This window comes from Paenibacillus sp. UMB4589-SE434, from assembly GCF_030226685.1.
GTDB lineage: Bacteria > Bacillota > Bacilli > Paenibacillales > Paenibacillaceae > Paenibacillus_B.
Window position 1 is genome coordinate 30,456 of sequence record NZ_JASOYK010000010.1, and the last position, 13,775, is coordinate 44,230.

Below are 13,775 nucleotides of genomic sequence, written 5' to 3' on the forward strand. Positions count from 1 at the left end.
AGTTAGCCTTTTTGATGATTCGCTGCGGCAAAAGTGTAGGCTCTATCAGGAGGATTTTCCTTTAACAGAATGCTTACGAGCCGCGCGCTCCTTGCGTTTGTCATCTTGTTCCCATTTTTTCAGGGAAGGGTAAGGATCAAATGCATACTCCATCAATCCACGGTCGCGATAGACCCCAAAATGCAGATGGGGAGGAAACTTGCCCGAGGTGCCAGGCTTGCCATAACCGGAACTTCCCACCCACCCGATGATTTGCCCGGGACTTACAATATCGCCTTGCTTTATTTGCTTTTCATATCCTGACAAATGGGCGTAATAGTGATATAGATTGTTGATATCGCGAATACCAATGCGCCATCCGCCTAAACGATTCCAACCTTTTACTTCAATGATACCATAGCAAGTACTTCGTACGGGAACACCATGACCAGCGAAGATGTCCGTCCCTTCGTGAATACGGAATCCCCCATAGTGGCGACCCATCCCCCATGTACTCCGGTAAGCATATGTGGCGGTTACAGGTAATGGAAAAGCGCGTTCATTAATTTGAATGCGGTCAAAATGTTCGTACAGTCGTGAAAATTGAATTATACGTTGGACAGCCCTGCTGTTCTCGTAGTAATTCCAAAGACCGATAGCAAAGTCGTCATTATGCGGTCCGAACGAACCAATAAAAGATGCGACACTGTACAATAAGTCAGTATCGTCGTTCAGATTTGCACGGTCATCCCCTGAACCATCTTTGCCGATTCCTTTAAACAATTGGATGGATTTAGGGTTATCATCTTCCAGATCAGGGTTCAACATGCCGACCCACTTTGGTGGTTCAACGACGACGCCAATGACAGGATTACTTGCTGTTTTTCTTTTTTTTGGATTGGCAATTGTCATCGTACGCTCATATTGATCGATGGCAGCCAGACGATACCAAGGGATGCCAGTTACTGTGCTTAACTTGTCATAGATGTGCCGCCGTGCCTGATATGGGTTAGCCGATACTTCGCTTGAATGTGGGCCTTGTTCCTGAAGCCTTGCTCCGTGCGGATTACTGTGGCTATCCTGCGATTTTTGTTCATCTAAGTTTGCATGGCTACTGGCTGCTGCTAATGCTGAAGAAGAGCCCCATACAAGAAAATACACGGTTAAAAGGACAATAAAGCGTTTCAAGATCTGTACCACCCTTCCAGAAAATATGTGCTCTTATCGTTAGGATGTGCGGTTATTTCATTCTTATCCGAACAAGAACAGTTTGTTCAAGAGAGGTATGGATTTTTAACCATTCATGATATAATACTGAATTAGGTCAAGGTTAAGCGAACAGAGAAAGAAGGTAGACTTCATGAAGAAACAAGGGGAGAAAAAACCCGACTGGATACGCATCAAACTGACCACTGGCGAGAACTACACAGAAATTAAAGATATGATGCGCTCTAAGACATTACACACGGTCTGCGAAGAAGCGCGCTGTCCGAACATATACGAATGCTGGGCGAATCGCACGGCGACGTTCATGATTCTTGGGGACATTTGTACTCGCGCTTGTCGTTTTTGCGCCGTGAATACAGGCATGCCAACTGAATTGGACCTCCAAGAGCCTGAACGCGTTGCCGATGCTGCTGAGAAGATGGGCTTGAAGCATGCGGTTATTACTTCGGTTGCCCGCGATGATTTAGGGGATGGCGGAGCTTCTATCTTTGCTGCTACAGTAAAGGCAGTTCGCAAGCGGTTGCCTTTCTGCTCCGTGGAAGTTCTAATTCCTGACTTTATGGGAAATCGAGACGCTTTGCAAGTTGTCATGGATGCAAAGCCTGATATTTTGAACCATAATGTGGAGACAGTAGAACGGATGTCGGATCGTGTTCGGGCTAGAGCAAAGTATAGCCGCACGTTGGAATTGCTTCGTCGTGCGAAGGAAATGCAGCCGAAGATCCCAACAAAGTCCAGCATTATGCTTGGTGTAGGCGAAGAGTGGGACGAGATCTTAAAGACGATGGATGATTTACGTGCACATGATGTCGATATTTTAACGCTTGGGCAATATTTGCAGCCGACACCTAAGCATCTAGTTGTTGAGAAATATTACACACCAGAACAATTCGCCCAATTAAAAGAAGAAGGGCTCAAGCGCGGATTCAGCCACGTTGAATCGGGACCGCTTGTCCGCAGCTCTTATCATGCGCATGAGCAGGTCAAGTCTGCAAATGATAAGTTGGCTGCAAGAGCGTAACGAGCAGTCAATTGTGCAGCAAGATTGAAGGGACGCGCTTCGCCGTTGTTCACCTAGAGGTTGAATGAACGGGGAAGGAGGAATAGCGGCAGTGATTCATATCAGTGGGAAGACTTACGAGCTTGTCCATGAACATCGGACAGCATGGAACCCGGAGATGTTCCGGGATCGTTACAGTGAAGTGCTGGAACGTTATGATTATATTCTGGGTGATTGGGGATACAATCAGCTTCGCCTAAAGGGATTTTTTAAAGAGGGACATCCAAAGTCAACAAAGGAATCGTCTGTATCCAGCATGATGGATTACATTAACGAATACTGTAACTTTGGGTGTGCTTATTTCATCATTGAGAAGACAGCACATAAAGAAGGTACAAGCATTCCACCTCAAGAATGGGAGTCAGAGGCGGAACTGGAAGGGGCGGCGACAGCTGAGGATACTGGTGCACCTGCTCAGCAGCGGCAAGGTATTGCTTTGCAGTCGCGACAGTCGGCTCAAGGCTCTGGGGCATCCGCTCCTGCAGATGAGCGTGAAGAAGGTCGTACAGAGCGTCAAGCTCGTCCGGAACGAGCAGAACGCCACGGTCAAGGCCAAGCTCGCCAAGGGCGTCCAGATCGTCAAGGACGTCCCGGTCAGCAGCGCCCAGACCGACCTCAGCGTCCTGAACGTACGGATCGTCAGGCGCGCGGCGAACGGCCTGATAAAGCCGAACGTCCAGAGCAGCCGGATCGTCAGAAGCCGTTCCGTCAGCGCAACCGGACGAAGCCAAATAAGTTTAATCCGGGTGCACAGTCTGATGCAGGCCAACAGCCCAATGCGAACTCGAGCAAGCAAGGGAATGATCAACTTACACGACCTGCTGATGCAACGCGACCAGTTGAGGAAGTACGGACATAATCTCGTATTCAATACAGCAACAGCCCTGTTCACGCCTAATGGCGCGATGCAGGGCTGTTGCCGTATGAACACGTATACATAATTATAGCTGCTCGTCATATCCCAGAAAGGCGCCACGTACCCGATTCCAGAATGGGAATGGCCGGTACCGTACAAAGGTGACTTTCTGATCAGCAACTTGGCAGCGTACGGATCTTAAGTTCTCTAATGGCACATTGACATGATCAATCGTCAGCAGCAAACGTTGCTGTTTGCGGGAATAAATATCAAAATGATGATGTTTGGGCAGCACTATCGAGGATCCTAACGTACGGAATACTCGGTTATTAATCGAAGCAATCTCAGCAAGCTGGATGGACTCGATGGACGGGTGGACCATTGCGCCACCCAAGCTCTTGTTATAGGCAGTACTTCCCGAAGGCGTAGAAATGCAAATACCATCTCCTCGAAACATTTCAAACAGTTGATCGTTAATATCGATCTGTGCGACAACTGTACCATCTACACCCTTTATTGTAAATTCATTAAGTGCGATATAAGTCTGTGAAATGCCTTCATCGACATTAATGCTAAGTTCGATCAACGGGTACTTCACGATGCGTGGACCGATTACGTCCTTTACTGCATGCTCAGACATGAGCTTTACGAGCAATTCAATCTCATTAGCCTTCCAATCGGCATAGAAGCCAAGATGCCCGGTATGGACCCCGACAAAAGCGATGGAATCAAGTTGGTTCATATAACGGTGGAACGCTTGAAGCATCGTGCCGTCTCCTCCGATGGAGATGACGATCTCAGGCTGGATGTCATCCGGAACTAAACGATGTTCGGAAGCGAGTTGGTGGAACTTGTCTGATAATTGCTTAGATAGTTCATCTCCACGATGTAACACTGCGTATTTCAAGGTATGAGCTCCTTTATGGCATTGTTCCTTGCATGACATATCAATACCATCTTAATCGTTCCGCCATCGGAAAACAATCGCCATCTATGATCGAATCAAGCGAATGGCGCGAAGGATAATGCCTAACAAGGCCAAAAGGATGCAGATGACAGCAGCCGTTATTATCCCATACGATATCGAACTGACAGTGTTATTCCAACCTCCACTGGTATGTTGGAATGCGGGAGGAAGCCATGATGTAGTGGCGACACTGGCATCATATAACCATGGGTACAGCAAGTATGCCCCGGCAGCCGCCATCATACTATGAATGAGACGAGCAGCGAGAAAGGGCATATACCGTAAATCTGTCTGATTTAAAATACTTGCAATCTGCGCATGAACGGATAATCCTGCCCATGATAATATCCATGCAGCGGCAACGGCTTGCATATGCAGACCTGCTGAATATGCTGAACCTGCTCCTTTGGCGCCTAGGGTAACTTCAAACAGCCCACCAGAAAAAGCCGGAGCTAACGAATCGGGAAGCTGCACGGCATGAAGCACGACTCCTAGCAGGGAATCCCATACTTTCATCACGCCTGCTGACGTTAAAAGTTCCAGTACAACCGAGAAGAAGACCACGAGGCCGCCTACAACAATCATCAGTTTTAGAGATGACTCAACTGCATCTCGCAGCAACAGCCCAAGGGGGCGTCCATCTTGCACCCTTGCTGTATGCATAGCTTGAAACGCTCGTATCAGCCTGCCCCTAATACCTTTATTTAAGGGGCTGTTAACCGTATTGGTGGCACCTTCTGGCGTAGATGGCGCTTGATGACGGTAGAAGCGCATAATAACGCCTAAAATCAATCCTGAACCATAGTGCGCGGCTGCCAAAGTAAGCGCAAGCCCGGGGTTACCGAAAAAGCCTACCGATACTGCCCCGATCAAGAAGATCGGATCAGAGGTAGTAGTAAATGCAACAAGTCGTTCTCCTTCTTCTCTTGTGATCATGCCTTGGGACCGTAAGCGGGTTGTTAACTTAGCACCTACCGGATAACCGGCTGCGTAACCCATGGCAACAACAAAACCGCCTACACCTGGCACACGGAATAACGGGCGCATGATGGGGTCCAGCAGTGCTCCGATAAAATGGACGATACCGAACCCAAGCAGTGCTTCGGATATAATAAAGAACGGTAAGAGGGAGGGAAACAATACATCCCACCATATGGCCAAGCCACGAACGGCGGCTGAAAGAACCGAACCGGGAAATCGAAGCATTAACAATAAAAACAAGGTAAATAAAGCTGCCGTCAGCAGTAGATTAATGCGACGCCATCCCGACATGATCGTTCCTCCCTTTTGTCACGTTGGACGAGGATGGTTAAGGACAAGGGTCCATAATCATCGTATGAGCCAGAGTGATTAAACATGCTTGTCTAGCTCGGGAACGGGAACGGACATGCACAGTTTCTTAATGTTTGTAATATAAATGTAAAGAAACCGTTTGCATCTTTTCATGTTATTACGTCTATCCTTATGATACAATTGTGCTATAGAAAGCTTAGCGCGTATCCATGAGTAGGGGTGATTCGGATGAGTATTATTGCTGGCATCCTAGTTTGCGCTTTCGTCTATGTCATTCGAGAGTCGTTAATGGGTCCACCAGAAGATCATTGGGAAACATAATTATATTACGTCATGGCGCTGAACACGATTCGGCGTCTTTTTGTGTTCTGCTCCGAGTTATAACGTGACGGATGCAGTATTTTTATTGATTAGAAACCGTTATAATCAGTAATGGAGATATCACATCAGACAGGAGATTCATATGGAACGATACCATCAGACAATTTATGAGGCGATTGGCGGCGAGCAGACTGTGCGCCGCATGGTTGAGGCATTTTATCCGCGTGTGCAGGCCGAACCGCTGCTCGCTCCATTGTTTCCCGAAGATATCACGCCGGTCATGGAGAAGCAGTTTATGTTCTTAACTCAATTTTTTGGTGGCCCTGCTTTATTTTCCGATGCCTATGGACATCCGATGATGCGGGCTCGCCACATGCCGTTTCCCATTACACCGGAAAGAGCAGAGGCATGGCTTAACTGTATGAGACAAGCGATGCAAGATATTGAGATGGAGCCTGAAATCCGCGAGGTGGTTATTCAGCGCTTATCCGGACCGGCACATCATTTTGTGAACCAACCTTCCTGACATCTCCGTTCAGATCTTCGTATAGATATAGATAGAAGGAGGATGACGTAGATGGAATTGGAACCGTTGTACGAATTGAAGGCAACGTGTCCTGCGTGTGACCACATGTTTGTTACCTCAAGGGTTCGTCCACGCTACAAGCATGCGACACAAGTTGACAGTGATTTTTGTCCGCATTATGCAGAAGAGAGCCTGAACCCTGATTATTATGTTGTTCAAGTGTGTGATGCATGTGGATGTGCGACGACCGAGCATGCACTCAAACGTTGGAATGATAAACAGTTGTCATTGTTCAAGAGCAAAGTAGCGAGTCAATGGCAAGGCAAAGATTACAGTGGTGAGCGTTCATGGGAAATAGCGCTGGAAACTTATCAGTTGGCACTCTTAACGGCCCAGACCATTGGTGAGAGCAAGCGTGTTGTAGCGGGACTGCTGCATCATGTCGCTTGGTTGTATCGATACCAACAAGATGAAGTGCAGGAACAGCGTTATTTACGTTTTGCGCTCCAAGCCTACATTGCGGTGTTTGAGGGTGATGGCAGCGAGCTAAATGATGCGCGGCTTATTTATATCATGGGAGAGCTGCATCGTCGTCTTGGTGAATATAATGAAGCGGCCAAATGTTTTGCTCGATTAATTCATGACAAGCGGATTATGGATGCGGCTATGATCCGTGCTGCGCGTGAGCAATGGGCCGTTATGCGAGAAGAGATGACGAATCAGAAGCTGGAGACGCCTGATCATATGTTTGAAGAGAAGCGAACCAAGCTTAAACGTACATAAGCATCCATGAAAATAAGCCCTTATTCTGTGATAGAATAAGGGCTTTGTTGTCTGTACTAGGTGGCTGTGATTGCCAGCCAAGTGCACGTGCCAAGCGATTAAGTGGAGCGTATTGCGACATCTGCCAGCAAATAGTCCTGATCAGCATCTACAATGGTGATGCGGCTGCTGCAGCAGGGAAAGACGAGCAGTCGCTTCTTGCCATCGTGGATGAGCGAAAGCTCTTTTGGTTTAATCGGGATCAGCACGTTCTCCTGCTTGCAAAATGGACACTGCTGCGCGAACAGATCGCCCATGATTTCGTCATACGGTAATGTGTTTTTAAAAGGTATCATGACGGTTCTCCGGTTGAATCCGCTTGGGCTGTTTCGTTGTCTGCTGGCTTGTCAGCCAGTTCAGCCAGTTTCTTCAGCAAAATATGCTGGGGCATATGCATCAACTGCTCCAAGGGGACGCCCATCGCTTTGGACAGCTTTACTGCGGTATCCGCAGATATCGGTAATGGTCTCATTGTTGAACCTCCTCAGGTGCACAGTGTAAGATGAAGTATAGTATAGTTATACACGTTCAGTACGAAAATGACAAACGAAATGCAATTCCATTCTGTCTTTAAAGGGATCATTTCTGCTGTTCTGCTGCAAGGTGTCATTCATTTGACGTTATGCGTACAAGATTACTCCTGTTTTTCAAGACAGGAAATGAAGAAGAAGGGTGGGCTCAACTGTGAAACAACCGCTACGTACGACATGGGACTTGGACATTATTTTTCCCGGAGGATCGGAATCAAAGGAATTGGACATGTGTCTGGCTCAAGTAGAGCAGGATATCGTGGGTTTGACTCACATCTTAAAGCAGATGCCAGAGCTTGAAACTTCATCACATGTACATACGCTGGCTGAGAAGATAGATGAGTATCAGACGCTGTCACAACGTGTAAGAGAAGCGAGTGCATTTATCGGATGCTTAACTGCACAAAATACGAAAGATAAAAAAGCATTACAACTGACAGGACGATCATTTGCCATAGCAGCTAAAATGAACACGCTCTCCACCCTGCTGGACCAGAAGCTGGAACAGATGTCAGACGAATTGTGGAGCACTTTTGTCGCGCTACCTAATATGTCAACAGTAGAATTTAATTTGAATGAGAGCCGCAAGCTGGCAAAAGAAAAGCTTCCTCCTGAGCAAGAAGCCCTTTTAGGCGACTTGTCTACGGACGGATACAAGGCGTGGGGATCGTTATACGATACGATCGTATCCCACATTCGTATGGAAACCGAAGAAAATGGTAAATGTGTAAAGTTATCAGCAGGTCAGGCGCACAACAAGCTCTCTGATCCGAAGCGTGATGTTCGGGAGCAAACGTTCAAGCTGTGGGAAGAGGCTTGGGGAGAAAAGGCGGACTTCTTTGCGGATGCGCTTAACCATCTAGCGGGCTTCCGTCTGAAGATGTATGAGCACCGCGGCTGGGATAACGTGTTAAAGGAGCCGCTTGCCATCAACCGAATGTCACAAGAAACACTTGATGTGATGTGGGCGACGATTGTCAAAAACAAACCTGTCTTTGTCCAATATTTGGAGCGCAAAGCCAAGCTGTTAGGAGTAGAGAAGCTCACCTGGTGCGATGTAGAGGCCCCAATCGGGGAAAGCCAATCCAAGATTTCCTATGATGAAGGTGCGGCTGTTATCGTGGAGCAGTTCCGCAAGTTTAGCCCGGATATGGCTGATTTTGCTGTACGAGCCTTTGAGAACAATTGGATCGAGGCAGAAGACCGTGATGGCAAACGTCCGGGGGGCTTCTGTACATCATTGCCGGTAAGTCGTCAGACACGGATCTTTATGACCTATGCAGGGACGCCGTCTAACGTATCCACCTTGGCTCATGAACTAGGTCATGGTTATCATCAATTTGTGATGGACGGGCTCCCAGCGTTTGCGCAGCGCTATGCAATGAATGTAGCAGAGACCGCCTCTACTTTTGCGGAGATGATCGTGGCTGATTCTGCTGTGAAGCAAGCGAAGGATGAGCAGGAGAAATTGGCGCTTCTCGAAGATAAGATTGCACGTTCGGTTACCTTTTATATGAATATTCATGCTCGATTTTTGTTTGAGACTCGTTTTTATGAAGCGCGCAAGGATGGACTTCTGGCTACCGAGCAACTGTGTGAGCTAATGGTTGAAGCGCAGAAGGAAGCTTTTTGTGACTCCTTGTCGTCTTACCATCCGCACTTTTGGGCATCGAAGCTGCATTTTTACAAGACGGCAGTACCCTTTTACAATTTCCCTTATACGTTTGGTTATTTGTTCAGTACAGGGATTTATGCCCGTGCGCTTGAAGAGGGAGAGACCTTTGCAGCAAAGTATGATGCCTTATTACGTGACACAGCTAGTATGACCGTGGAAGATTTGGCTCGCAAACATTTGGATGTCGATTTGACCAAGCCAGATTTCTGGCAAAAAGCAATTGACGTCACTTTGGAAGACGTGAAAGAATTTATGGCAATGACGGAATAAAGCGCATTATGAAAGTAGAGGGATTCCAGTGTGGGGCGGTTATTAAAGTTTTTGCAAGCTTTGTTTTATTCCACAAATGCAATTTTGATTCCATATCTTCCGCTCTTGTTACAGGAGCGGGGGTTTAATTCAATTGAGACAGGGACACTGCTTATGCTGGGTCCTTTTCTCGCCATGTTCGCGCAGCCATTAGCCGGTATTATTAGCGATAAGCTAAAGGCTGCACGACCCATCCTCATCGTATGTTGGATTGCGACGGGTGTAAGCTCGTACGTATTATTTACGTCTCATCATCATGGGACAATGGTAGCTAGCTTGCTATCCTTGTATATATTTTTGATGCCTACTGTTTCATTGCTTGATGCGTTAGTGGTAAAGAATGCTTCGCGACTGGGTGAATCCTACAGTTCCCTTCGTATGTGGGGTTCTGTCGGTTTTATGATTACATTGCTTGTTCTTAGCCAGTATTTTGAAATTTGGGGTGGAGTCTACTCCTTGACGTGGATATTTGCGCCGATCTGGATTGGTGTATTTCTAATTCTGTGGGTACTCCAAGAGTCTCAGCCTCTGTCTGAGCCGAAAGACAATGGAGGTGCTGCGGCTGAATCGAATCTGAACCTGACGGCGATACGTAAGCTGCTAGCTGATCCTAGACTGCTCGTTTTCTTGGTGTTTATTTTTATTTTGGCGATGCCGCACCGTATGAACGATGCTTTGTTATCCATTCATATGCAGAATTTGGGTGCTACATCAGGTCAGATCTCTTGGGCATGGGCGGTAGCTGGCGGCAGTGAGATTATTGGGTTTTTCGTCATGGCAAAATTAATACGTGCTGAGCGGATTCTCGGAATGTTAGCGGTAAGTGCATTGTTGTACACGGTTCGCTGGGTATTGTACATGTATATTACAGACCCATGGGCAATCGTCTTTCTACAGGCGACGCATGCGCTTACTTATGTAGCAGTATGGGTATTGGCGATTGAATATGTAACGATGATATTGCCGCGAAGCATGGTCGGCACTGGTCAAGCGATCTTAAGTATGGTGTTCCTCGGATTAGGAGGATTGGCAGGTGGATCGCTTGGTGGGGCGCTGCAGCAGCATGTTGGTGAGTCAGCTATGTATGCGATGGGCGTTGTATGTGCGGGAATTGCCGCACTTGGCTTCTATATTTGGACGGTGCGCAATAGGCGTACTGTTAAGGAAATAACAACGTCAGAGCCTTAATCCTTGAATACAACAAGACATGATGCTTTCCTCTGCAGTACAAAAGGATTGTCATCATGTCTTGTTTTGTTATGTGCTACTCCGGGTCAATTCATAAATTAAATCTTAAACACTTGTATGGTGCGTTGGAGTTGGAGCACTTTCTGCTGCATCATCTCTGTAGACTCAACCATGTTCTGCACAAGGGCGATCTGCTCATTCATAGAGGCAGATACTTGCTCAGTCCCGGCAGCAGACTCTTGTGTGATAGCGGATATGTTCTCGATTGATCCGGATATTGCTTGGGCATTATCCAGCATCAGGTCGCTTTCAGTAGCAAATGCAGCAATCTGCTGTGTTATGAACTGGATGCTATCCACGATTTCTTTGAAAATGCGCTCTGTCTCTCGAATCATCTCGCTTTGCGTGCGTACGACCTCTTCATTGGTCTGAATATTGCTTATCGCCTGCTTGATCCCTGATTCAATACCTTTGACTAGCGCAAATACTTCCTTCGTGGAAGCTGATGATTCTTCAGCGAGCTTACGAACTTCTTGCGCAACGACGGCAAAGCCGAGTCCATGCTCACCTGCGCGTGCTGCCTCTATGGAAGCGTTCAGTGAGAGCAGGTTCGTCTGCTCGGCGAGCTCGGAGATGGTACGCGTAATCTTAGAAATACCGGCTGTCTGGTGGGCCAGGTCATCGATCGTCTTGGCGACATGATCAGTCGCTTCGATATTACGTTTCATGCCCTCAGATTGCGTTTCAACCGCTGTACGGCCCTTGTCAACCAATTGGATCGTTAGTGCTGACCGTACATTCATTTCTTTGGTTGAATGTGCATAGGATTCCACCTTTTGCTCGATTTGTTTAATGGAATCGGACATGGAACCGATATCTTCGGAGATTTCGGTCGCACCGATCGCCAGCTCATTAGAAGAGGCGGCTACTTGTTCCATGACCATTTTCATGTTCTGATTCTTGTGGTACATATCACGTCCTGCATCAGAGACGTGCTTCGAGATATCAGTTGTCTGCTGCAGAATCTCACGCAGCTTTTCAATCATTCGGTTAAAAGAATGACCGAGTTCTCCCAGTGCATCGTCAGTTGTTACCGTGATTGTTGTAGAAAAATCACCTTTGGCGACTTGTAAGGCGGAACGAGACATTTCCATAATAGGTTCGCTTATTGAACGTTCAAGCATATTGATAATGGGGTAACTAATGCCAATGAGGATGACAAGCGTAATCAGACCGGATACTACATTTGCGTTGGAAGTTAGCAGCACAATTGTTGTTAGCGCAAACAGTCCCACAATGCTGTAGCACCCGATAAGCATTTTCCGCTTAAAGCTTAGCGAGTTGAACCAGTTCATATAACCGCCCCTTTTTAGTTGAGAAATACCATAATAATGAAATAATTATAGCATCGTATAGTAAACGGGGTCTATGGAAATGTATATTCTTACAAAATATTCGCGAAAAAAGACATATGATGTCTACAAATGAAAAAGCCTTCAACGCATCAGCGTTGAAAGCTTATTGTGTCGTAATTAAGTATAGTTAGAGAAACAAGCGGAACAAAATTAGCGAGAGGAATGACCAGCCAATTGTTGTTCTGCGATTTGAACCAAACGTTTTGTGATGTAACCACCGATAGATCCTGTATCACGGGACGTATAGTTGCCATAGTAACCATCTTGCGGAATTGGAATACCTAATTCGTTTGCAATTTCCAGCTTCAATTGTTGCAAGGCTGCTGTAGCTTGTGGTACTACCAAGTTGTTAGTGCGGCTTTGTTGGTTTGCCAAGTGAATCACCTCCTTGTGAATGTTATTATGGTGAACTTGAGGAGAATTATGCGAGGCAGCTCAAAAAAATATGGATGAAAAAAATGCCAAACGGATTAATCCGTTTGGCATCAGGAGTATAGTATTCAGTTTATTGGTTTAAGGTTGAATAACTTCTAGGTCAAGCACCAATTCTACAGGGGTTTGTGGCTGCAAATCGATCAAGCCTGTTTTTGCTTGATCAAATGGAAGATTCGGTGCATCGGGCAGCCACGTATACGGTTCAACACAAATAATCTCATCTGCTTCACCGCGGGTATACAGCACCCAGTGCTTAAAGTAAGGCTCGTTGCCTGTATACCGGATCCGATAACCGTCATCACGAGTCAGCCATGCTTCTGGCTGATGGTTGCCGATGCTGAATACAGTGTCAAACTGGCTTCCTTTCAAGTTAAGACCATGATTTAGCGCATCATGCTCGTGCAAAGGCAGTGTACGTCCTGTCATAATAAGCTCTTCGTCCAACTCGTATACGCCTGTGACAGGAACGGTCAGCGACCACCGTTCTGGTTGGTTGTCTAGCATTAACCACGTATGCGTACCAAAGCCAAAAGGTGCGGCTTTGTCGCCTAGATTCGTAACGCTGAGTTTCTGCGTCAGTATGCCGCCAGCAAGCTTAAGCTTCATGCTGAATTCGAGCGGGGTCGGGTACTGACGCATCCAATTCGGATCATCTGCTGTGCGGAATGTTGCTGTAACGCTGCAGCATGTATCACAGCTGTGCTGGTCGACAACAGTCCAAGCCTGCGTGCGGTGCAAGCCATGTATATGGTTCTCATTGGCAGTATTTTGATCGAATTGATAGTCCACTCCTGCATAGGAGAACCGTCCGCGTCTTATCCGTCCAGGAGGCATCAGCATTGGAATGCCAAAGTGATAGGGCTTGGTCAAATAATAATCAAGATCGCTTTCGGCGGGTGTACGGAGCACTTCTCGTTCGGAAGCTTTGTCCCATAAGCGAATGACATTGTTTCCAAGACTAGGGAGGAGTGTCGCCTCCATTGTGTCGCTATGTAAAATAAACGTTTCATGTCCATTCCATTTTCCTGTCGTGATATGGTGCATGTTTGTCCTCTCCTTTATGTATACATCATAATTAACACATGTCCTCATGATACCAAAACGAATGAATAAAGTCATACGTCAGCAAGCAGAAATAAGCTCTATACGTTGACAAATCGTGCCGCATTGAT

14 protein-coding genes are annotated in these 13,775 nt (G+C 46.8%); 6 read left to right on the forward strand and 8 right to left on the reverse strand.

The window, feature by feature from the left end:
- Window positions 1–45 precede the first annotated feature (45 nt).
- Window positions 46–1,167, reverse strand: coding sequence for a M23 family metallopeptidase (locus QP775_RS23605; RefSeq protein WP_285109161.1), 1,122 nt, complete (start codon window positions 1,165–1,167; stop codon window positions 46–48).
- 130 nt (window positions 1,168–1,297) lie between these two features.
- On the opposite strand from QP775_RS23605, the gene lipA reads away from it, so the two are divergent.
- Both lipA and QP775_RS23615 read left to right on the forward strand, forming a co-directional pair.
- Window positions 1,298–2,227, forward strand: coding sequence for a lipoyl synthase (gene lipA / locus QP775_RS23610; RefSeq protein ID WP_285109210.1), 930 nt, complete (start codon window positions 1,298–1,300; stop codon window positions 2,225–2,227).
- 91 nt (window positions 2,228–2,318) lie between these two features.
- Complete coding sequence (locus QP775_RS23615) at window positions 2,319–3,125, forward strand: YutD family protein (protein WP_239333171.1); 807 nt, start codon at window positions 2,319–2,321, stop codon at window positions 3,123–3,125.
- A gap of 82 nt (window positions 3,126–3,207) precedes the next feature.
- Here the strand turns inward: QP775_RS23615 and QP775_RS23620 are convergent, their stop codons facing one another.
- Window positions 3,208–4,029, reverse strand: coding sequence for an NAD kinase (locus QP775_RS23620; protein WP_239333173.1), 822 nt, complete (start codon window positions 4,027–4,029; stop codon window positions 3,208–3,210).
- 84 nt (window positions 4,030–4,113) lie between these two features.
- Window positions 4,114–5,361, reverse strand: a complete 1,248-nt coding sequence (ylbJ, locus tag QP775_RS23625) for a sporulation integral membrane protein YlbJ (RefSeq protein WP_239333175.1) — start codon at window positions 5,359–5,361, stop codon at window positions 4,114–4,116.
- A gap of 484 nt (window positions 5,362–5,845) precedes the next feature.
- Between ylbJ and QP775_RS23630 the strand changes: the two genes are divergently transcribed.
- Window positions 5,846–6,229, forward strand: coding sequence for a globin domain-containing protein (locus QP775_RS23630; protein WP_239333177.1), 384 nt, complete (start codon window positions 5,846–5,848; stop codon window positions 6,227–6,229).
- Between the two features lie 51 nt (window positions 6,230–6,280).
- Entirely contained in the window at window positions 6,281–7,012 is a 732-nt protein-coding gene (locus tag QP775_RS23635) for a DUF2225 domain-containing protein (protein ID WP_239333179.1), read from the forward strand.
- Window positions 7,013–7,110: 98 nt separating this feature from the next.
- Here the strand turns inward: QP775_RS23635 and QP775_RS23640 are convergent, their stop codons facing one another.
- Entirely contained in the window at window positions 7,111–7,347 is a 237-nt protein-coding gene (locus QP775_RS23640; protein WP_239333181.1) for a hypothetical protein, read from the reverse strand.
- Complete coding sequence (locus QP775_RS23645; RefSeq protein WP_239333183.1) at window positions 7,344–7,523, reverse strand: YycC family protein; 180 nt, start codon at window positions 7,521–7,523, stop codon at window positions 7,344–7,346. The genes QP775_RS23640 and QP775_RS23645 overlap by 4 nt, the downstream gene beginning before the upstream one ends.
- A gap of 212 nt (window positions 7,524–7,735) precedes the next feature.
- Here QP775_RS23645 and QP775_RS23650 point away from each other — a divergent pair, with 212 nt between their 5' ends.
- Window positions 7,736–9,526: a M3 family oligoendopeptidase gene (locus tag QP775_RS23650; protein WP_285109162.1), complete on the forward strand. Its 1,791-nt coding sequence runs from the start codon at window positions 7,736–7,738 to the stop codon at window positions 9,524–9,526.
- Window positions 9,527–9,556: 30 nt separating this feature from the next.
- Window positions 9,557–10,753, forward strand: a complete 1,197-nt coding sequence (locus QP775_RS23655; RefSeq protein WP_285109163.1) for an MFS transporter — start codon at window positions 9,557–9,559, stop codon at window positions 10,751–10,753.
- 98 nt (window positions 10,754–10,851) lie between these two features.
- Here QP775_RS23655 and QP775_RS23660 read toward each other — a convergent pair whose 3' ends face one another.
- The 3 genes from QP775_RS23660 to QP775_RS23670 form a co-directional block, all read right to left on the reverse strand.
- Window positions 10,852–12,108: a methyl-accepting chemotaxis protein gene (locus QP775_RS23660; protein ID WP_239333191.1), complete on the reverse strand. Its 1,257-nt coding sequence runs from the start codon at window positions 12,106–12,108 to the stop codon at window positions 10,852–10,854.
- A gap of 210 nt (window positions 12,109–12,318) precedes the next feature.
- Window positions 12,319–12,543, reverse strand: a complete 225-nt coding sequence (locus QP775_RS23665) for an alpha/beta-type small acid-soluble spore protein (protein ID WP_239333193.1) — start codon at window positions 12,541–12,543, stop codon at window positions 12,319–12,321.
- 138 nt (window positions 12,544–12,681) lie between these two features.
- Window positions 12,682–13,647 carry an aldose 1-epimerase gene (locus QP775_RS23670; protein ID WP_285109164.1) on the reverse strand — a complete coding sequence of 322 codons (966 nt, stop codon included), beginning with the start codon at window positions 13,645–13,647 and terminating at the stop codon, window positions 12,682–12,684.
- Window positions 13,648–13,775: the final 128 nt, after the last annotated feature.

Coding starts and splice junctions, on each gene's coding strand:
- QP775_RS23645 (WP_239333183.1), bottom strand. CDS start 7,523: ATGAGACCATTACCGATATCTGCGGATACCGCAGTAAAGCTGTCCAAA.
- QP775_RS23640 (WP_239333181.1), bottom strand. CDS start 7,347: ATGATACCTTTTAAAAACACATTACCGTATGACGAAATCATGGGCGAT.
- QP775_RS23660 (WP_239333191.1), bottom strand. CDS start 12,108: ATGAACTGGTTCAACTCGCTAAGCTTTAAGCGGAAAATGCTTATCGGG.
- ylbJ (WP_239333175.1), bottom strand. CDS start 5,361: ATGTCGGGATGGCGTCGCATTAATCTACTGCTGACGGCAGCTTTATTT.
- QP775_RS23670 (WP_285109164.1), bottom strand. CDS start 13,647: ATGCACCATATCACGACAGGAAAATGGAATGGACATGAAACGTTTATT.
- QP775_RS23630 (WP_239333177.1), top strand. CDS start 5,846: ATGGAACGATACCATCAGACAATTTATGAGGCGATTGGCGGCGAGCAG.
- QP775_RS23635 (WP_239333179.1), top strand. CDS start 6,281: ATGGAATTGGAACCGTTGTACGAATTGAAGGCAACGTGTCCTGCGTGT.